A 20,452-nucleotide genomic window follows, 5' to 3' on the forward strand; every position below is an offset into this window, starting at 1 on the left:
ACTTCGCGCCTTGGCCGCCCCAACTCTAGGGACTACTCGATGACAAGCGCGGACTGATCGGAAGCGGTCTCGGTCCTCTTGGCGGCGGCCTTCCGCCCCCGCGCCTTCTTCACGGGCCGCCACGCCTTCAGGTCCGCCGCGCTGAGCCGGTGCTTGGCCATCTGCTCCTCCAGATAGGCATCGCAGTCCTCGGCCGGCACACTCTCCCACTCGGCGTCGTACTCACCGTGCCACTGCCGCACCCAGGGCATGAGTTCCCGCAGCCCGGCAATGAGCGGCGTAACCCGCTCGGTACCCCAACCGCCTTGCTTCGTACGGTCCTCAATGAGGTTGATCAGAGCCTGGGCCTGGTCTTTGTGATCCCAGCCTGCCCACCCGAGCAACACGGTCGAGTCGGCATCAGGGCTAGCTTCCAGGTAGGAGATGAACCGCTCCTTGGGGACGTCGAGCTTGCCGCGGTTTGACCAGTAGGAGAACCTGAGAAAGTCGGCCGACGTGTACTTAGGCGGTACAGGAACGTCGAACCGCTCGCCGACCGCGTCCTCTTCCCGCTGCAGCTTCCAGACTTCTTCCCACTGCTCACGCTTACGTTGACCGGAGTCCTTGTAGCGCATGGCGGCAAGGTAGGGCACGTGTTCGTCGGCGACGATGTCGACGAGAACCTGAGCGAGGGGAAGGTCCGGCTTACCGAGGTGGTCAGCGGCGTAGAGCGAGGCGACAGAAGTGACCTCGACGTCTGAACTGAGCGCGTCGGCAAGCTGGTTGACAGTAAGAACCCGGGGCTGCTCGATTCCGTCACGGAGGATGAACCAGAGGGAGCGTTCCTCACACCGGTCCAACAACCAAGTGCGGAGAGCTGCCTTCTCCCTCTTCTCCCACGGTTCGGTAGCCCACCGTCGCTTGCACTCAGGCCGCTCGATGATCCCGATGTCCTTACGGCTCTCGATAATGTCAATACGAGCCTGGACGATGTCCCGGTACCAGTCAGGCCAACGGGTGGGAACCTGGGTGACGGGCGTCGACCTATGCCGCTCGAACCATGCCGTCTCGGTCTCACCTCGGGCCATCTTCCGAGCCAACACAATCTCAAACGCTCGTTCGCCAAGCTGCACTTCGGGGATTCTGTCGAGTGCGGACGACGAGTCCGTGGTCCGCGCCACGTCGGCGTCGGACAACAACCCGTACAAGCCGTATACCTGCCAATCCAGTTCTTCTTGCAGGGCAATCATTCTCTGATGCGTGCGAGTGAACTCAACACGAGCGTCCTCGAGAGTCTGGCGCGCAGGCGTGGCAGCATCGCAGACGGCAGAAGGATCGGACTGCGCAAGGTCTTGGGCCAGCGAGTCCAGGAGGCACCCCAATTTAAGCGGCAGCCGCTCCGGCAGCGGGAACTCCTGAAGCTTAGTCCCGGTAAACTCGTAGCGCTCAATCCACGCTTCCGGCGCCCAGCGATTACCACCCCCACTTGAATTATCCGTACCACCCTTGGCTTGACTTACCTGTTTCAGCCAGAAACAGGCAGTCGATGAATTGAGAATTCCCAGCAACTCCAGGTGCTGATTTTCATCTGCCTCATCTGGCAACTTGATCACCGGTGCGGACTTGTTGAATACCTTCCCCCCGCGATCAAGCACAAAGTGATTATGCGTGGCCACAAACGCGAAGGGGATGGACAGTGGAGTCATATACGCAGAGGCAGTATGCTGCATATACTCCCACCACTCCAATCCTGCATCTTGCATTTCACCTTGAAACGTGCGGCGAGCAGCAAGCAGAGTTCGCCATGGCCACAGTTCTTCAGCAAGCGCTCCGCCTGCCACAGCGGACGAGTAGGGATCCCAGATCGCCGCGTTGGGGATTCCGCTCCAGTCTCGAACAATTTCACCGATTAGGAACGGCCGGAGGCCCTCTCTGTCCACTCGCGTCTGATATGTCGCACGCGTCGGTCTCATGAAAGCTTCATCGGCACCGGCGCGGATAGCGCGGCCGATAGGGGGAGCGATCCTCTGGCGTAGGACCGGTCGTTCAACTGAAATGCGCTCCAGTAGTTGGCCGGCACCACCCCCACTGACCGACCATGGATGCCCCAAGAAAACGGCCGCACCCGCATCCTCAACCGACACCCATTCCGACTCGGTTCCGGGCCTTCCCACCTGCTCAACAATCGCTCGCCAAACCAACCCCTCAGCTGCGTCCTCCGGTTGCGATGGCTCGCCCCGGACCCCAAGCACCGCCCGAACCGTCCGCCCGCTGTTCGGCACCCGGTTCCGCCCCACAAGAATCACCGTCGGCGTCCCATGCCCCGGAATGAAGGCGCCTGACGTGTCAATCACATGGGACAGCTCAACCCTGTTCCGGAAGACCACCTCGATGAGCTTCTTCCCGAACTCCCGCTTCATAAAGGAATTCGCGGTGATCTGCCCAACAAAACCGCCGCCGCCAGTCGAGCCACCAGCCCCCTTCATGGCAAGCTCAAAGAACCGCTGAGCAAATGGCACCGACAAGGCATAGGTCCCGGAACAAGCATCATAAGCGGCGCGATAATTCTCGTTCTCCTGCTTGTCCTTGACTGTAATGTACGGCGGATTCCCTACGACAACGTGATAAGTTCCCCGCCCCAACAAATCCACTCGCCGAGCAAACTCCCAAACATCCTCGGTACCATAGGTAAACGTCTCCGCGGCACCGCCCCCCTCCTCCACCACGGCAAACAGATCCAGCTCCTGCTGAATCCCCGCCGCCCCCCGCCCATGCAGCAACGAATCCCCCACAGCCACATTAATAGGAAACACCGGCGCCTCAGCCAACCTCCGCGCCCCCGCCTCCTTCATAGCCGCAACCAGCAACCGGAACCGCGCAACACTCACGGCAAACGGATTCTTGTCGCACCCGTGCACGGACTCCAACGCCCGCCGCACCACCGTCCAGTCATCCGCAGCAGGCGTAGCCACCCGCCACTTCTCCACCAGCCGCCGGAAGATCCCCAGCAGGAAGTGCCCGGACCCACAAGCCGGGTCAATCGTCCGCAGCCCCCGCCGTTCCTCCCCCTCAGGCCCGACCCACACCGGATCCAGCCCGAACTCCTCCTCGCTCACGGCAGGTTCCAGCGTCAGGTCGAGGATGAACTCCTCGACGAACTCCGGCGTCTGCAGCAGCGCATACGTCTTGCGCGCATGCTCACTCAGGTCCTGGTACAGGTCACCGAGGAACCGCGTATCCCACTCAGGGTCTGTGAAGTCGTACCGGATCTCACCGTCCGCCCCCCACCTCCGCCAGAAGCCCAGCAGCTCGGTCGCCGCCTCATAGCTCGGCGTCAGCCCCCACAGCGGATTGTGCGCACGGCTGAACAGCCCGGCCGCCGTCTCATTGGTCGACGCCACATGATCGAACGCCGCGATCAGCCAGTCCCGGTTGTTGAGGTGCGGGAACTCCCGGAAGTACGCCTCGTGCCGCTCCTCCGCCTCCACCAGCCGCTCACCAGGGCCGGCAATGAACGGCTCCTCGATCAGCCCGTTGTCCTCGCAGAACCGTACGAAGACACAGGCCAGCACCCACGCCGCCGCAGCCTGCGTGACCCGCTCGTCCCGCCACGCCCCGTACGTCGCGGCCGTACGCGACGCCTCCAGTGCCTGGTCGTACTCCGCGCGCAGCCGGACACGAAACTCCTCGACGGACTCACTGCGCTCGCGCAGATCATCCTCCAGGGCGGCCACCTGCCGCTTCAGGTCCTTCAGCAGCGCAACCCTGTCCACCCCGGAACCGGACTCCGAACCCGACCCCGCAACCGCATCCGTGACCGTCACTCTTCGCATCCTTCTGACCGCACTGCGCCGTATTCGTCGGCTTCCGTGTGGCCGAACCCTGTCACGAGGAGCCACGACCGAAAGCCTCTCCCCCATCCTGCCAGCCCCGCCCTCGCGCCGACCGCCCCCGCGACCCCGTCTTCACGGCACTACAGGCAGAACGCGGAAACCGCCCCCACCAGCCAAGATCACGCAGATAGAGTGCACATCATGACGGGGGGACCTCAGACACCAGCTCCAGCACCTCGGCACACCTTCCTCGAGGCGGGCCGCGGCCACTACGGCGCGGCGGCGCAGCTCGCGAAGGAGCCGAAGCATGTCGGCCCCGCCGACCACCTCGCAGGGCTCGCCGCCGAGTGCGCGGTCAAGGCGATGCTCCTCGACTACTTCGGTTCCGTACAGGACACGCCGCTCGGAATCCCGTACAGCCCCAAGATCAGGAACCGGCCGGTGCCCAGCAAGACGCAGCAGAAGAAGGCCGAGAAGGAGTCGCTGCACTGGCACATGCCCGATGTCTGGAACGACCTCATGAAGCTCGCGGACGGACGACGCGGAGCCCTCATCCTCAGTCACCTTCCCCAGGACAACCCGTTCGCCGAGGCCACCGACGAATGGAGCGTGGACCACCGCTACGTCGACGGCCAGCAGATATCCAAGGAGCGCGTCGCACGTCACTTGGAAGCGGCCCGTACCCTCATAGCTGCGTATTACCTCGCGCAGTGAAAGCAGAGCAGCAGTAGAGCCGCAGGCCGGGAGAAGCAGCAGCCGAATGAAGCCCACTCGATTCGACACCGCCTGGGACGCCGCTCTGCGCCTGGCCGACCAGACAGCCGCCTCCGGCCAGGACGTCGTCCTCGTACGAGACCTCCTCGGCCGTATCTCGCTCCTCGTCGACGACCGTGAGAAGCCACTGACCGCCGATTCCGCTGAACTGACCGCATTGCGCGAGGAGTTCATCGAGGCCACCCGGCCCTTCAGCGGAGGTGAGCCGGTTCAGACCGCCTCGTCGATGTTCGCCCCGGAGATGTTCCTCGACTCCGCCGAACTCGTCGTGCGCAGCGAACGCGAACCAGGAGGAGCCGGCCAGGTCGGCATCCTCGAACGCACCGTCGTCGGCGCCGACTGGTCCCGCGACACCGATTCCGATACCTCGCCCTCCTCCGAACGACGCGAGAGGCGCGTCGCCCTGTACGGCTTCAAGGGCGGCGTCGGCCGCTCCACGGCGACGGCGATACTCGCGCGCCACCTGGCGAGCCGCGGCTACTGCGTCCTCGTTGTCGACCTGGACCTCGAGTCCCCCGGCGTGTCGTCCCTCCTGGAGAACCCTGCCGGCCTGCCCGCCCACGGCATCGTCGACCACCTCGTCGAGTCCGCCGTCGGCAACGAGGCCGACTTGGACCTCGTCACCCGCAGCAGCGTCCTGCCCGGCATCGAGGGCAACGGCGAGGTGTGGCTCGCACCCGCAAGCGGGAAGCCGCGCGAGGGAGAGCCGTACGACTATCTCGCCAAGCTGAACCGCATCTACAGCGACCTGCCCGCCGCCGAGCCCGGCAGTGAGCCGCGCCCCTTCTGCCTGCGCCTCGAAAACGCCATCAAGGCATGCGAGGACCTGGTGGCCGAACGCTCCCGGCGACCGGACATCGTGCTCCTCGACAGCCGCGCCGGCATCCACGACATCGCGGCAGTCACCCTGACGCAGCTCAGCGGGCTTGCTCTGCTCTTCGCGGTCAACAACCCCTCCACCTGGGAGGGCTACCGGATGATGTTCGGGCAGTGGGCCCAGCGCCCGGACCGGGCGAGCGAGCTGCGCAGCCGACTGCGTATCGTCGCCGCGATGTTCCACTCCGCGGGCGACGCCAAGCGGCTCGGCGCGCTGCGCGACCAGGCGTACGAAACGTTCTCGGAGCTTCTGTACGACGACGTGGAAGCAGATGCCGTGGATGAGTACGCCCCCGACGCGGACGTTCCGGCGGTCTTCCATCCCGCCCCGCTGGACAGCGACGCGCCTCACGCGCCCATCCCCATCCTCTTCGGCAACGACCTGGTGGGCCTCGACCCGTACCGCAGCCGCGACTGGCTCGAACTGCCCTTCATCGAGGCCGCCTACGCACGGTTCCTCGCCGCGCTCGACCGGCTGGTCCCCAACCCCCGTACGGAGGCGTCATGACTCACAACCTGACCCCCGACGAGTACCGGACTCTGCTGCTCCAGGCACCCGGCAGTGCGTTCGACGCGGACACCGAACAGCCGGACCTGCTGAAAATGTTCACGCCGTCCAGCCACCGGCGTGCCCTCGACCCCGACGTCACCGTCGTTCTGGGGGCACGCGGCACGGGCAAGACGTACTGGACCAAGGTGCTCGAGACCGAGGAGCTACGGAAGATCGCCGCGGCCTCCTACATGATCCCGCGCCTGAACGGGCTGACCGTGACGACCGGTCACGGCCGAGGCGGGGGCAGCGGAGCTGCTTACCCAACACGAAAGATCGTCCGCAAGCTGGTTCAACAAGCGCCAGATGGGGAGGATTTCGACGTATTCTGCGAGAATTTCTGGTTCGCTGTCATTCTCGTCGCCCTGGAAGTACCAGCTATTCTGCACCTCCCCGACTGGCAAGCTCGGATTGACTGGGTGGCTGAGCATGTCGAGGCATGCGAGAGCGCCCTATGGGACAAGGACAAGGAAGCCCAACAAGACGGCAGTCCCCATCTGCTGATCTTCGATGCTCTGGAGCATTTGCACCAGGACCGCTCCGTGGTCGACAAACTCGTCTCAGCCCTCTTCGCAGTGGCCCTGGACATGCGACTGAGCTTCCGCAACATCCGGGCCAAGATCTTCGTCCGCCCGGACATGTACGCCAGCGCCCCCAAGGACTTCGCCGACGCCTCGAAACTCGACGCAAACCGCGCCGAACTCACTTGGACCCCCGAAAACCTCTACGGCATGCTCTTCCACCGGCTCGGCAACCAGCCCGCCCCGGAGGCCGAGAAGTTCCGGGCTCTGACCGGCCCGTGGCACCCGCAGGGCGATGGAAGGTACACCGCTCCCGTCGACGTCATCGCCGATCCCGAGCGGCAGGAACAGGTCTTCGGCGAGATGGCGGGCCTGTACATGGGCTCCGATCACCGCAAGGGCTACACGTACACCTGGCTGCCCAACCACCTCCAGGACGGCAACGGGGAGATCAGCCCTCGCACCATGCTCCGCGCGGTGTCGAAGGCCGCCGAGGTGACGCGGGACCGGCATCCCGGTCATGACTTCGCCCTCCACCACGACGCGATACGGCAGGCCGTCCAGGATGCGTCCCAGATCCGCGTGGCGGAGATCAAGGAGGACATCCGCTGGGCCGCCGCGGCCGTGGAGAAACTGCGCGGCACGCAGGTTCCCATGGAGCCGTCCGTGGTCATCCACATCTGGTCCACGGAGTCCCTCGCCGCCGAACTGCGCAAGCTGCTGGAGGACAGCGAGGACGGCAGCGGCCCAGCCGACGTCGGCGACTACTTCGGTCTGATCAAGGAACTGACGGCCCTCGGCGTCATGACCGAACGCGCAAGCGGCGCCGTGGATCTCCCCGACGTCTACCGTCTGGCCTTCGACATCGGCCGCAAGGGCGGAGTCTCCCGGCCCCGGCGGACCGCCAAGTAACAGCCGGTCCGGCGCAGCGCACCCGCGCCGGGGTCGTGTGAGGAGCAGCGAAGACTCATTTCGGTGAATCAGCCTGGCGTTGTCCTCCCCAAGTGAGGGTTGTCTCGCTACCGTGCGGGCCTCGGCCTACCGTGGGGGGAGGAACAGCGCTGTGCCCGAATGCAGCTACACAGAGGACGGAGGTGTCGACAATGGTGGACAGGTTCGGCGACCCGCTGCTGAGCATCCAAGAGACGGCCAGGCACCTCCAGCTGCCCGACCGCACACTGCAGCGTTGGCTGCGTCACGAGAATGCGGCAGGAGCGCCACTGGTCCACAGCGTCGAGCCGGTGAAACGCGGCTGGCCCTCGCTTCCGTTCGTGGCGATCGTGGAAGCCTATGTCCTGCGCTCGCTGCGCGGATACCTGAGTATGACCCGCATCCGGGACGCCACAGAGGCTGTGCGCAACACGTTCGACGACGAGTACGGGCTGGCCACACGCCGCATCGCGACGGACGGCGTGGACATCTTCGTGGAGTACGCGGATGGCGAGCTGGCTCGGGCGCGCGACGGTCAGCGGCCGATCCGCGAGGTCATCACGGACTATCTCCACTACATCAGCTGGGAGCCCGGCGAGCAGTATCCCTACCGGCTCCGGCTACGCCAGTACCCGGATGTCGCGCCAGTGATCATCGACCCGCGCTTCGGATGGGGCGCTCCGGTCGTGGACGGACCGAACATCCAGGTCGACGCCATTGTCGGCATGTGGAAAGCCGGCGAGTCACTGGAAACGGTGGCGGCAGAGTACGAGCTGTCTCGTGACCAGGTCGAAGCGATCTGCCAAGTCGCGACGCGAGACCACGCCGCCTGAGTTTCTCGTGGACCGCAACCTGGGCAAGACGGTGCCCTCGCGGCTCAGGGGCCTGGGATGGCAACTACACCTTGTCGCAGACGAGTTTCCGGATGACGGGCAGCGGACACCGGACGAGGAATGGGTCGAACACGGCCTCCTGCGTGGCTGGGTCCCACTCTGCAAGGACGGCCGTATCAAGGGGCGAGACCGCGAACGTGAGCCGATCGAACGCCTCGGCGGGGTCCTTTTCTATCTGGAGAATCAGAGCCTCAGGATCGACGAGATGGTTCAGCGCATCCACCAGGCCCAGGCACAGATCTACCGGGCCGTGATACGCGGCGGCCCTGCCATCTACGCCATCAAAAACCCCGCTGTCAACAAGACTTGGCCGACCGACTGAGTCGGCTGATTCGGGAGCCAGGGCCAGGCGCACTGCCGAGCAGACCTGCCTGCCTGGCGGTGCGCCACCGCCCTCAGGACGCCTCTTCCGCCTCCTGCTCGCCCGCGAGCGAATCGAGGAACCTGCTGTCCAGGTGAGCCCGTTCCCCGTCGCCGCCGATCACCTCGACCGTCTTCCCGTCGAGCTGCGGCATCCGCGAGCGGACCTCCATCGGGCACAGCAGCCACAGCCCGTGCGGATCGTCAGCCGGTCGACGGGCCGCTGCCTGCAGGCGGACGAGGCTGTCGTGGCCGCCTTCGTCCCAGTAGCGGGCGAGCAGGCCCGCGTTGTGCAGGAACAGCACCGTGCGTGGTGCGGCCGCTCGGGCCAGCAGGCGGGCTTCCACACGCGGCCAGACGACACGGACGAAGGACGCGAGCCCTCGCTTGATCTGGCCCGGGGCAGAACCCGCGTCGGCGCGCAGAACCTTCTCCCAGTCCTGACCCTTCTCCGCGGCGAGTGCCCGGAACTCGGCCAGAAACTCACGTCCCAGGTCGGCACTCTCGACCTGGTAGGACGCGGCCACCGCCTGGGCGGCGCCCGGAAGCCGGGATGCCCGCACCGTCAGTGCCAGGAAGCCTCCGCGTTCGACGCAAGCCGTGAGCTTGGCTCGGATCACCTCGTGCGGGTCCATCGGCGCGTCGCCCAGCACAGGAACGCGGGCGGCATAGGACAGGTAGCTCGTGTGGGTGCCGGTCGACGTCCACGAGACCACCGACTCCAGCGCGGGTGGGAAGAACGCCGACGACTTGGCGTCGTAGGTCAGGTCGAAGCGTGCCTCGGCGAGCGCCGACTCCATTTCCACATACGTTGGTTCCCGATCTCCGGACAGCACGTCGAGGTCCGGGAAACGGGCCCGCAGCCTGGTCACAAGTTCGGCGACCGTGATGCCTCGGTCCCTGCGCACGCCGGCGCCCGCCTGGGAGATCCGCAGTGCGCGTTCCAGGGTCAGGTCACGCGGATACAGCTCAAGGCGCGGTGTGACCTCGATCATCGGGGCCACCGCGGCGGCCAAGGCCACCAGGCGGGTGTCCGCGAGCGGGACGAACCCGTCCGGCGCCGCGACGGCCCTCAGTTCCCGCACCACGGCGGCCCGGCCGGGAAGCGGTTCCTGGCGTGCCAGGCGTTCGGCTGCAGTCCCCAATTCAGTCGCGTAGTCGGCGAGTTCGCGCGGGCTCGGGTCGTCGGTCCCGGGCAGGGACTCCGCCGCGATCAGTACGGTTTCTCCGCGCCGGTGGACGGCTAGGAGCGGTTCGTGCTGTTCGGCACCCTCGCCTTCCCACATCTCCGCTTCGACAGCGGCCCGTACGACGGCCAGCGACTTCGCCAGGGTGCGCTCGGGGGTGTCGTTGCCGGCGCCGTGCCTGACGCGCAGCTCGACGGCGGCCTCGTGCGCCGTCATCACGCGGCCCGCGGCCTCGACGACCTCTACGAGTTCCTTGCGCACGTGGTCGAGCCACTCCAGCTCGGCCCACTGCTTGATCTCGAGGCGGTGGTGACGGGAGACGGGCGGCTGCTTGATCCCGAGGTGGTCGGCGATCCGGGCCTGGACCGGCCAAGGGCCGAGCGGCGAGAGTCCGCCCTCCTCTGGAGGAAGGCCGAGCGTGAGCCGCACCACGTCCGCGCGGTGGGATCCCTTGCGACGGGGGGCAGGCGTGAGCCGGGCCGCCATGTCGTCTATCGACAGGATCGAGGAGAGAGCCGCACCCGTCTCGTCCTCCATGGACTCGGCGGACGCCACCGGGCGGCGGGATTCCGGGACGGTCGCCGCGCGGACCGCACTCGCCCACTGCTTGCGGCGGCGGTTGAGCTCCTTGCGGACGAGCGCTCCGGCGCCGCGCGCCTTCGAGATCGCGTACGGCGGGATCTCGAGCAGCTCTCCCACCGTGGTCGCGCCCAGGGCGTTGGCCACCGAGACGGCCCGAGGCGAGAGGCCGGCGGCTTCGAGGAGCGTCGACGCGTCGGCGGCCGCAGCCGCGGCATCACGCGCCTCCTCGGTGTCCTCGGCAAGCTGGCCGACGGTGGCCGGCGTGGTGGCGGGCCGCGTCGAGTCCGCCACCCGGAAGATCTCGCGCCACGCGTCGTTCATCTGTCGCAGCGTGTCGAAGCGCTGCTCGATGTCCCGGTGCAGCGCACGCCGGAAGAACGCGGTGAGGCCGTCACTCAGCGCGGACTCGAACAGCTCCGTCGCGACATACAGTTCGGCGGACTCGTTGGTGAGCGGGTCCATCTGGCCGTCGCCCCACATGGGACGCTCCCCGCTCGCCATCTCGTGCAGCGTGACGGCCGCCGCGTAGCGTTCGGCGTGGTCGTCGTAGTACGGCCGCCGGAGTGAGCCGAGGAATGGATCGAGGTAGCCGCGCGTGCCGGCCTTGACGTCCCGCTCCGAAGCGTCGGCGAGAGAGAAGTCGAAGAGCTTCAGCCGCCAGATGCGGTCCTTGCTGTGGTGGATGCCGAAGTTGTCGGGCTTCAGGTCACGGTGCCGTACGCCGTTGGCGGCGAGCTGGTCGAGGGCCTTGAACAGGTCGTCGCCGAAGCGCTCCAGCTCGTGGTAGGTCAACCGCCCCTTGCTGCGCAGCCGGGCGCCCAGGGACTGCTCACCCGCGTACTCCAGCTGAAGTACGGTCCGTCCGTGGACCTCGCACAGACCCTCGCCGCGCAGCTGCACCACCGCGCCGCCCCCGACCTCCTTCAGGACGCGGGCCTCAACGCGCAGTCGCTCGGCCTTCTGTTCGTCGAGGGCGACCTTGAAGACGCGTTCGTCGACGTCCACACGGCCGTCCTCGTCCTCGACCAGGCGCTCTACGAGCAGGGCGCGGGCGGTGGCCCCGGTGCCCAGGACCCGGCCGACGGACCATTCGGCATCCAGGGACTGGCCGGGCAGCGCGTCCAGCGGGTCGACGCCGACGGATGCGGGCGTCTCCGGAAGCACACTGGCCCGCTCGGCGTTGTCGAGCAGGTCGAGGAACTCCTCGGCGGAGCCGAGACGTTCGTTGACGTCGGCGCGGGTCGCCTGGAAGACGAGGTCGTCGAGCGCGTCGGAGAAGCCGTCTGCGACGGCGAAGAGGCGCAAGCCTCCGTCCGTGCGAAGCCGCTCGCTGAGACCGCTTCGCTGGGGTGCGGGGGGCTGACCCGTGAGGATCAGGTACGAGATGGCGCCGAGGCCGAAGACGTCCAGGTCCGCGGGATCGGCGTACGGCTGGTCCGTCTCCGGGGCGAGGTAGACACGTGCGGTGTCCTCGATCAGGGCGGCGTCGAGCGCGGAGCCCCCGATGGACCGGAAGAAGGTGGCGTTGCTGTCGAAGTCGCGGGCCGCGGTCTGCCAGTCGGTGATGCGCAGCTCGGGTCGCAGCCCATCGGCCTTGAACGAGACGTAGATGGACCTGGCTGCCAGCGCACGGTGGTAGAGGGAGCGGTTGTGCGCGTAGCGGACGGCTTCGGCGAGTTGGCGTACCAGGTCCAGGCGGATCTCGGGGGTGAGCTTGCCGCCGTAGGTCGCCAGGTACTGGTCGAGACGTAGATCGGTGTGGCGGTGGCGGAAGAGGATCGCGGGCCCGCCCTGGTGTTCGCGGATCTCGACGGCCTCGACGATTCCGCGGTGGGTGATGCCCTGCAGGACCTGGTACTCGCGACGGGCAGCGCGGTCGATGGACTTCTTCGCCGCCTCGGTCGCTCCCTGACTGACCAAGTAGACGCGCACACGGCCCTCTTCCTGGACCAGACCGTCGTCACGCGTGGCAAGGCGGTCTTCCCAGGAGGGCCCCGCGTCCAGCGGGTGGGGCTGCATCTTCCACGCGTCGCCGAACCGCAGATGCGCTGTGGACTGAGCGATACCGATGGCCTTCAGCAGCCGCGGCAATGTATTCCGGGAGAAGTCCGGCGTGATGCGACGCTCGGGACGGTCGGGCGGCAGGCCGAGGAAGTCCTGCCAGATGCGCTTCAGGCCGGTGTGCAGGTCGTCACGGCCGTACACCTTGACCCTCTGGACGTCGTCGAGGTGGCTCTCGAGGTCCGGCGAGGAGAGGAAAATGGCCGGTTCCACGCGGGGCACTGACCGCTCGGGGATGCCCAACTTGCGGGCCGCCCACAGCAGCTGGCTCTTGAGGTCCTTGGACTTGGCGTCGTTGAAGTGCAGTGGGTTGCTGATCGTCCTGGTGCGGTCGGAACCGTGGAAGTTCCAGGTGGATCCGATGTTCTCCAGTCGTCCCGGATGACTCTTGATCTCGATCAGGTAGAGACCTGCGGGCACAGCGATCAACAGGTCGCACTCGTTGATGCGGCCCGACTGAGCGGTGAAGGAAAAGGTCGCCCAGGCCCGGTAGGGCTCGACGGAGGGCATCAGTCGGCGTACATGGTCGAGGGCGTCCTGCTCCCAGGGGAACGGCGAAGGCCGCTCCTGGAACCACTGCTGCACCGGACGCGGCGGTCCCGGCTTGGGCACCGGACGCGAACTTCCTGCCGTCACCGTCCGACCTCCGCTGTCTGCTCCTGCCTTGGGGAGAAACCCGTGGTTGACCTTACCGCGACCTACTGACAGCCCGGATCCGTGTTTCTCTCACCGCTCGTTCACGACGGGGGCAGCGGATACCGATGCTGCAGTTCTCCCACCCGCGGGCAGTGCCGTTCCCTGCAGAGCACGTGGGCGCACAGGGCAGCCCCGCGAACAGCTTGTCGAGGCCCTGACCCGCGAAAATACAGAGCGGCAGACGAGTCGGGCTGTACGCCGGGTATTTCTGGGGCACCTTTCTGACCTGCGGTTTTCCGGGATCGGACCGGCTGTGACCTGCTAGGACGGGTTGCAGAGGCGATCGGAGGCAGTCAGAGGAAACCGCTCTGATTCGACCCCGATTCGACCCGAGCTGCTCGGAACCAGTCAGAGGCAGTCGCCCTCTGTCTGGCCCCGATCGGCCGAGGTCGGGGCGGTGTTGGACGAGTCAGGGTTCCTCAGGCCGCACTCCGAGTCGATCTCGGTCGAGCCGCGATGGGGACGCCTGCCTCCGCTGAGGAGCCAGGCATACGAAGGCCTCCAGGACGGCCATCCTGGAGGCTTCGCCTGGCACCGATTGGAGGTCGGTTCCGGACACCACCCGTGGTTTTAGCGGGCCGGGGTGGCGTCCACGTCCTTGCGAGACGACCCCACAGTGCCACACCACACCCACCGGGCAGACCCATCCCGACGGACATTTCACCCGAGCGAGCGACTGGGGCTTCACCGGCTGCCCCGAGCCGCGGCTGACCTTGTCCTGCTCGGAGACCTCACCGGCCGCTACTCGGCGGGAAGCTACAGCAGGCTCGGCTCCGACGGCCGAACCGTGGTCCCGCGCCCAGACCGTCAGGGCGCGGCCGAGCACGGCCACCGGATCACCGCGGCCATTGCCTGCCACGTCGCCCGCGCCGGCGGCACCATCGACGAGCTGACCCGGCTGCTGCGGCACCCCGACCACGAGGGTGGTCGGCACGTCCAGCACATCGCGCTGCGCTCCGGGCAGGCGCGCGCCCTGGACTACATCCGCCGGGTGTGGGCCAGCGCCTCGGCCGCGGTCGCCAGCACGGGGGCTGTGGAGTCGCGTCAGCAGGCGCACGAGGTTCTCGCCGCGCTGCGGGATCGGATCGAGACGACGCCCTGGCGCGGGGAGCGGGGGCGGACCGCGCTGCGCGTGTTGCGGGCGCATCTGACCTTCGCCGAGATCGCCGGCGGGCCCCTGCACCACGCCAGTGAGCGGCAGACCGCCGAGGAGGCAGGTGTCTCCCGGACGACCCTTCGGGTCGTCTATGAGAGGGTCCTCAAGCCACAGGGTTGGCTGCGCCGCCTGCGGGTCGGCCATGGCCGGGAGGGCTCCACCTGGTACCTCGCTGACGGCAACGCCCCCGCTTCGCTGTCTCGTTTCCGGACCACTCAGTACCCCCCCGACCCGACACTTGAGGAGTGGCCCACCCCTGAGACAGGGACGGCGGCCGACATCGATTCCACCGTCATCAGCCGCCTGATGGGCCACGACGCCTTCGCCCACCACGGCCTCGGCAGCTCCGCCCTCATGCTCATCGGCGCGCTGCACGCCCGACCCGCCCAGACCATTGGCGAGCTCGTCGGCTCGGCATCGGTGTCCCGGGCCACCGCCTACCGGACCTTGCGTCGCCTGGCCGACCACGGCCTCGTGCATCACAGCGGAGAGACCTGGAGCCTCGCGCCTCGCGCGCTGGAGGGCTTCGGTACCAGCCTGCCGGATGCGGTTCCCGGCCCGACCGCGCACCCGGCACAGGGCTGGGACGCGGTCGCCCGGCAGTACGGCACCGCGGGCGTCGCGGCCCGGCGCAAGGCGCTGCACGCTGCCGAGCGGTCGGCGTACCGGGAGGCGTTGGACCGGCTTGCGGAGCACCGGAGCAAGGCTGAGGTGATCGTCCGCGACGGCCGCCAGGTCCTGGTCCCCACACCACGTCCCGACGAGATCCCGCCGACGTGGCACGCCCCGGATGGGCGCGTCCTCGACCCGGTCACCGGTCGTCCGGCCGCCGACTGGCGGGTCGCCACCGACGGCCGCCTGATCCTCATCACCCCTGCCGACCAGCGCAGTTACGACGAGCTGGCCGCCGCCCATGCCGAAGCCCTCAGCGAATGGGAGTCCGCCGCATGAACCCAGAACCCCCAGTCACATCCGATACGAGCGAGGCGATAACACCCGAGGCCCTGCGCAAGCAGTACGAGTCCGGTGCCACGGTCGACGAACTCGTGGCCACGAGTGGGCTGTCGTACGGCACGGTCCTCAACCGGCTGCACGAGGCCGGGACCGAGATGCGTACGTCGTGGCAGACCCGTCGGATGCGCCAGGATCCGCACGCGCGCCAGCGTCTCGCGGCCCACCTGCGCACCCTGTACGAGCAGCACGGCGCGACCCTCACCGAGCTCGCCGCGGCGGGGGCTGGGACGAGGCGTGTTGCCCAGCGCCTGCTGATCGAGGCCGGCGGCGCTGTGCGCACCCCGCAGCAGACGCTGCGGATGCGCGCAGCAGCCCGGGCCGCCGAGCGGCAGAAGCTCGCACTGTCCCTGCGGGCACGGTACGAGGCCGGCGCCACCGTGCCGGAACTCGCCCAGGAGTGCAACTACTCCGTGGCCACGGTTTACCGGCTCCTACACCAAGCGGGCGCCCGCATGCGGCCCCAGCACAGTCACGGCTCGGCGCGCGACATGAGGAAGCGGCCATGAGCGCCTCCGTCCTTGCATGTATCCCCCGACGTGCCGCTCGGCCCAACGACTCGCCCATCCACCATCCCGGCCGCAGTTGCCCAGCAAGGGCTCCCCCGCACGCCGCCACGCCCGAAGCCTGCGTCGACGTCGTCGACTCCCGCCAAGTCAACGCACTTTCCAGTTTCAGGAGATCAAGCACACGTGAACGAGAACACCCGTATCAAGACCCTGGCGGCGGCCACAGCCCACGCCTGGGACGCCTTCGTCATCGTCGTCGGCATGCTCAAGGGCGGCACCGGCAAGACCACCTCGGCCTGGTTCATCGCCCTCTACTACGCCGTCGTCCTCGACCTGCCGACGCTGCTCCTGGACGCCGACGCCACCAGCCAGTCCGCCTACGACTGGTTCAAGGTCGCCCAGGCCGAGGGCTTCGAGATCCCGGCCAACCTGGTGGTCGAGCGGTACCCGTTCGACGACATCGCCGAGTACATCCGTGAGAAGCGGTCCGAGTTCGGCGCGATCGTGGTCGACGCCGGTGGCGGCAGCGCACGGATCTTCCACGAGGCTGTCACCGAGGCGAACCGGCTGATCGTGCCGGTTGCCCCCACCAAGATCGAGCGTCGCAAGCTCGTGGCCACCTTCGACGAGGCCGAGCGCGCCGCCGCCCGCAACGAGCGCGACGTCACCGCCCACGTGGTCCTCGTGAAGGCCGACGACCGCACCAGCCTGCCCCGCAACGCGAAGGACAAGCTGCTGGAGCCCGCCCAGGGCGAGGGCATCGGCCCGGACCGCGACGAGCCGTTCCCGCTCGCCGAGACCGTCATCCACTCCTGGGTGCACTACATGGAGGCCTTCGGCGAGATCCCCACCGAGCTGAGCGAGTACGCCGAGCTGATGAAGGAGCTCACGGCATGAGCGAGCGTATGAAGCCCCCCACCCGCCGCACCGGCCGCACCCTGGGCGGGGCCAAGAAGGCGACCCCGCCGCCCCCTCCCCCGGCCGCCGAGCTCACCCCCGAGCAGTACGCCGCCGAACAGGCCGAAGGCCGTCCCACTGCGGGCGAGGCGCAGGTTCAGCCCGCTCCTTCCGCCGTTCCCGCCGAGGCATCGGCGCACGGCCGGACCGAGGCGGTGCCCGAAGTGGCGCAGACCTCAGCCCAGCCGACTGCCGAGGCGCCGAGCGGCCCGGTGCCGGAGCCGGCTGCCAGTCAGCCGACTCACCCGGCCGTCGACGTGCCCGAGGCGGGGACAGAGTCCGCTGGGATGCCGGTGGAGCGGCACATGCCGCCTGTGGTCCCGGCTCCCGAGCCTGCCCCACCTGCGGTCCAGGCCACGCAGCCGGCCGAACCTGTTGCGCAGCATGGTCCGCCTCCTGTCACGTCCGCGGCTGCTGGTGCGGCTCCGGCCGCCGAGGTCGCCATTCGCCCGGCCGTTCCCCCGGTGGCAGGCGGCACCGCGTTCCCCGTGAGGACCGATGGTCCGGGGGCTCACCAGGAACAGGACACTCGATCGCAGGAGGCGCCAAGCGAGGGGACACCGTACGCGCACGGTCCCGGCCGTCCCAAGGACGTTCCCGAGGTCGCCGTCGTTCTCAACCAGCGGATCATCGCGCGGGAGAGTCTCGACTCTTCGGTTCCCGCTGCGTTGAAGCTGAAGAAGCGGATCAAGCGCTTCGCGCTGGACAACGAACTCGATCACCTGCCCATCGGCGACATCGTCTCCGTCGCACTGGACGAGTGGCTCACCGCCCGCGGCTTCTGAACCCGTCCGAAATGCACGGGGCGGCCGCCCCCACATCGGGGTCCGGCCGCCCCTCCTGCCGACTATTCCAATAGCCCGTTAGGCGGCTAGCTATCCGCCTAGCCGGACCGACCGGAGCAGCTCTCGTGCCTGATCACTCCCTCTACGCCCACCGGCTGCGGGAAATCGCCGACGCGCTCGACGCTGAGCCCCAGCCAACCGTCGACGCTCTTACGCCGCACCCGGACACTCTGGAGGTCATCAGCAACCGGCACACCAAACGCGGACAACTCAACTACGCAGTCCCCGAGGCACTGGAATTCCAGCGCCGGATCCGCCGTTTCCACGCCGACACTGGCCTACCACACGGGGACATCGTGGCTATGGCTGTGGACACCTGGCTCCGCGCCAAGGGCTACCCGCCCAGTTTCCCCCAGTCCGAGGCGGAAGCACCATGACCGAGCAACCCGGCCAACTACTTGCTGAAGAAACTCACTTCGTCCGGAAGGCCGGGGAGCCGATGTCCCCCGGCAAGTTACCACCGGGGCTGAACCGCCACCCGACCTCGCCAGGAGCGCGACTCAGGTGTGTGCGCGGATCCCCCTCGGGCTGCTGCACGTGCACCAGTTGCCCCACCAAGACGTCGGAAACAGATCGAAACAGACACGATCTGAGGCACCATCGACCACTTTGAGCCAAGGAAACACCTCTGTCCCTTCAGTATCGGATACTGCTTTGACTCACGGCGGCCGCAGGGGTGCGTCTCCGCGTGAGCGGGGTTGGAACGATGTCGGGAGTGCGATGCAGCTGACCCATGCCAACGTGATCAATTTCCGCGCCCTGGACAAGGCGGACGTGCGCATCGATCACCAAACCACGCTCATCGTGGGACGCAACAACAGCGGCAAGACATCGTTCGTCAACCTCTTCGAGAAGTTCTTCGGTGACGACGACACACGCTTCGTGCTGGAGGACTTCTCCACCTGCCGGATCCCCGACATCGAGCAGGCACTGCAGATCTTCGGCGAAGCACAGCGGCATGCGGCCGAAGGCGATCAGGAGACGCGGGAGGGCCTGCTGGCCAAGGCGTACGAGCTCGTGCCGTCCATCCGGCTGGGACTCACGATCGAGTACGCCGAGGACGACGACCTCGCTCCGCTCACGGACGTGATCCTGGACCTCGACGACTCCTGTTTCACGGTCAAGATCGAAGCGGCGCTGGAGGCAGCAAGGCCGCACGACCTGCTCAAGGACTTCTGGACGGCGAGTCAGAGGCCGAAGTTCGAGCCCATCAAGTGGCTGCGCAAGAACTTCACGGACTACTTCGCCCCCGTCTTCCGAGCAGTGAGCCCGCTCGACGAGAAGGTGACAAAGGAGATCAAGCGCAGTGCCGCGCAGGCGATCGTCTCAGTCAAGTTCGTCTACGCGCAGACCAAGGTCGACGACACCCCAGGAGACAAAGCCCGCACGCTGTCCAAGACGTTCGAGACCTACTACAAGGTGAAGAGCGGGCCTGAGGGGCGTCATCAGAGCATCGAGCAGATCGAGGATGCCCTGGCCGCAGCGTCGCTGGAGCTCGACACCAGCTACAAATCGCTGTTCGACCCGGTCTTCGAAGACCTCCGTAGCTTCGGGGTTGGGACGATCACACCCGTCGAGAAGCCCCGCATCGTGTCTCTCATGGAGGGCTCAGGCATCCTCAGGGGCAGCACTCGGCTCCAGTATCCGTCTGGAGACGGCGACTACCACCTTCCTGAGGGCCACAATGGGCTCGGCTACAGCAAGCTGATCTTCACGATTCTGCAGGTCATCAGCTTTCACCAGGCGTACGAGCGTGCTGCCCCGAAGCCGGCGCTCCAGGTGTTGTTCATCGAGGAGCCCGAGGCCCACCTGCATCCCCAGATGCAGGAGGTCTTCATCAAGAACATTCAGGACTTCATCAAGCGCAAGGCCCCGTGGAAGGTGCAGGTGGTCATCACCACGCACTCTTCGCACATCGTCGCCAGCGGCGGGTTTCACTCAGTGCGGTACTTCGACCGCTCCGAGCCGGACGGCAAGGTCAAGGACCTCTCCACCTTCCAGGCGAAGGTCAAAGCCACTCCTGACGGTGACGAGACGCTGCGGTTCCTGCGCCAGTACATGGTCCTGCACCGTTGCGACATGTTCTTCGCCGACAAGGTGATCCTCATCGAGGGCACCGCGGAGCGACTGCTGCTGCCGGAGATGGTCCGTCGGTGCGCCGAAGGCCTCCTGCACCAGTACGTGTCGGTCATCGAGGTCGGTGACGCCTACGCGGTCCGATTCCGGGAACTGCTCGACTTCCTCAACGTGAAGACCTTGGTCATCACCGACATCGACTCCGTCAGCCCCACAGATCAGAAGGCCTGCCCGCCGAGCGCCGCGCAGGCGGTCACCTCGAACTCCACGCTGAAGAACTGGCTTCCGGGTCATTCCAGCATCGCGAAGCTCCTCGACGTCGGCGCGGACGAGAAGGAGCACGGTCACGTGCGCGTGGCGTACCAGGTTCCGGAGAAGCAGGCAGGCGTCTGTGCGCGCAGCTTCGAGGACGCCTTCATCATCGCCAACGCAGCAGTCCTCGCCCGAGACCTGCGGCACCTGGAGCTGAAGAGAGCCTTCGTTCAGGAAGTCGGGGCCGACCCTGCCCCTGAAGACATCGAAGGCCACGCGTTCGCCATCGCCAAACGGCTCTCCAAGCACAAGACCGACTTCGCGTTCGACGTCATGCTCCTGGAGGACTGGGCCGTCCCCCGCTACATCGCCGAAGGACTCCAGTGGCTCGCCTGAGCACCCTC

General features: G+C 67.1%; 13 protein-coding genes. 11 read left to right on the top strand and 2 right to left on the bottom strand.

All coding sequences use genetic code 11. From position 1 onward, the window contains the following. Positions 1 to 32: 32 nt before the first annotated feature. The gene (pglX, locus tag ACH5AC_RS22005; RefSeq protein ID WP_398863683.1) at positions 33 to 3,803 is read right to left on the bottom strand and encodes a BREX-2 system adenine-specific DNA-methyltransferase PglX; all 3,771 of its coding nucleotides are present in this window, start codon (positions 3,801 to 3,803) and stop codon (positions 33 to 35) included. A 210-nt stretch (positions 3,804 to 4,013) separates the two neighbouring features. On the opposite strand from pglX, the gene ACH5AC_RS22010 reads away from it, so the two are divergent. The 5 genes from ACH5AC_RS22010 to ACH5AC_RS22030 all read left to right on the top strand — a co-directional run bounded on the left by ACH5AC_RS22010 (position 4,014) and on the right by ACH5AC_RS22030 (position 8,678). Beyond that, entirely contained in the window at positions 4,014 to 4,526 is a 513-nt protein-coding gene (locus ACH5AC_RS22010; RefSeq protein WP_398863684.1) for a hypothetical protein, read from the top strand. Between the two features lie 46 nt (positions 4,527 to 4,572). Then, entirely contained in the window at positions 4,573 to 5,970 is a 1,398-nt protein-coding gene (locus ACH5AC_RS22015; protein ID WP_398863685.1) for a KGGVGR-motif variant AAA ATPase, read from the top strand. Continuing rightward, positions 5,967 to 7,445, top strand: coding sequence for a hypothetical protein (locus ACH5AC_RS22020; RefSeq protein WP_398863686.1), 1,479 nt, complete (start codon positions 5,967 to 5,969; stop codon positions 7,443 to 7,445). Before ACH5AC_RS22015 ends, ACH5AC_RS22020 begins: the two co-directional genes overlap by 4 nt. A gap of 191 nt (positions 7,446 to 7,636) precedes the next feature. Then, on the top strand, positions 7,637 to 8,296 hold the full coding sequence (locus ACH5AC_RS22025) for a DUF433 domain-containing protein (protein WP_398863687.1): 660 nt from the start codon (positions 7,637 to 7,639) through the stop codon (positions 8,294 to 8,296). A gap of 7 nt (positions 8,297 to 8,303) precedes the next feature. Further along, complete coding sequence (locus ACH5AC_RS22030) at positions 8,304 to 8,678, top strand: toxin-antitoxin system, toxin component, PIN family protein (RefSeq protein ID WP_398863688.1); 375 nt, start codon at positions 8,304 to 8,306, stop codon at positions 8,676 to 8,678. Positions 8,679 to 8,751: 73 nt separating this feature from the next. On the opposite strand, the gene pglW is transcribed toward ACH5AC_RS22030, so the two are convergent. After that, entirely contained in the window at positions 8,752 to 13,158 is a 4,407-nt protein-coding gene (gene pglW / locus ACH5AC_RS22035; protein ID WP_398863689.1) for a BREX system serine/threonine kinase PglW, read from the bottom strand. Between the two features lie 871 nt (positions 13,159 to 14,029). Between pglW and ACH5AC_RS22040 the strand changes: the two genes are divergently transcribed. The 6 genes from ACH5AC_RS22040 to ACH5AC_RS22065 all read left to right on the top strand — a co-directional run bounded on the left by ACH5AC_RS22040 (position 14,030) and on the right by ACH5AC_RS22065 (position 20,444). After that, positions 14,030 to 15,349, top strand: coding sequence for a transcriptional regulator (locus tag ACH5AC_RS22040; protein ID WP_398863690.1), 1,320 nt, complete (start codon positions 14,030 to 14,032; stop codon positions 15,347 to 15,349). Beyond that, positions 15,346 to 15,918: a helix-turn-helix domain-containing protein gene (locus ACH5AC_RS22045; protein WP_398863691.1), complete on the top strand. Its 573-nt coding sequence runs from the start codon at positions 15,346 to 15,348 to the stop codon at positions 15,916 to 15,918. The genes ACH5AC_RS22040 and ACH5AC_RS22045 overlap by 4 nt, the downstream gene beginning before the upstream one ends. A 183-nt stretch (positions 15,919 to 16,101) precedes the next feature. Next, positions 16,102 to 16,815, top strand: a complete 714-nt coding sequence (locus tag ACH5AC_RS22050) for a ParA family protein (RefSeq protein WP_398863692.1) — start codon at positions 16,102 to 16,104, stop codon at positions 16,813 to 16,815. After that, positions 16,812 to 17,660, top strand: coding sequence for a hypothetical protein (locus ACH5AC_RS22055; protein ID WP_398863694.1), 849 nt, complete (start codon positions 16,812 to 16,814; stop codon positions 17,658 to 17,660). Before ACH5AC_RS22050 ends, ACH5AC_RS22055 begins: the two co-directional genes overlap by 4 nt. A 125-nt stretch (positions 17,661 to 17,785) precedes the next feature. Next, positions 17,786 to 18,097, top strand: coding sequence for a hypothetical protein (locus ACH5AC_RS22060; protein ID WP_398863695.1), 312 nt, complete (start codon positions 17,786 to 17,788; stop codon positions 18,095 to 18,097). Positions 18,098 to 18,440: 343 nt separating this feature from the next. Then, the gene (locus tag ACH5AC_RS22065) at positions 18,441 to 20,444 is read left to right on the top strand and encodes an ATP-dependent nuclease (RefSeq protein ID WP_398863696.1); all 2,004 of its coding nucleotides are present in this window, start codon (positions 18,441 to 18,443) and stop codon (positions 20,442 to 20,444) included. The last annotated feature ends 8 nt before the right edge of the window (positions 20,445 to 20,452 follow it).

The sequence above is a fragment of the Streptomyces sp. NPDC018693 genome (genome assembly GCF_044391385.1).
Lineage (GTDB): Bacteria > Actinomycetota > Actinomycetes > Streptomycetales > Streptomycetaceae > Streptomyces.

Excerpts from the sequence above, each read along its gene's own strand:
- ACH5AC_RS22020 (WP_398863686.1), top strand. The coding sequence starts at position 5,967 with ATGACTCACAACCTGACCCCCGACGAGTACCGGACTCTGCTGCTCCAG.
- ACH5AC_RS22045 (WP_398863691.1), top strand. The coding sequence starts at position 15,346 with ATGAACCCAGAACCCCCAGTCACATCCGATACGAGCGAGGCGATAACA.
- ACH5AC_RS22055 (WP_398863694.1), top strand. The coding sequence starts at position 16,812 with ATGAGCGAGCGTATGAAGCCCCCCACCCGCCGCACCGGCCGCACCCTG.
- ACH5AC_RS22015 (WP_398863685.1), top strand. The coding sequence starts at position 4,573 with ATGAAGCCCACTCGATTCGACACCGCCTGGGACGCCGCTCTGCGCCTG.
- ACH5AC_RS22010 (WP_398863684.1), top strand. The coding sequence starts at position 4,014 with ATGACGGGGGGACCTCAGACACCAGCTCCAGCACCTCGGCACACCTTC.
- ACH5AC_RS22065 (WP_398863696.1), top strand. The coding sequence starts at position 18,441 with ATGCAGCTGACCCATGCCAACGTGATCAATTTCCGCGCCCTGGACAAG.
- ACH5AC_RS22025 (WP_398863687.1), top strand. The coding sequence starts at position 7,637 with ATGGTGGACAGGTTCGGCGACCCGCTGCTGAGCATCCAAGAGACGGCC.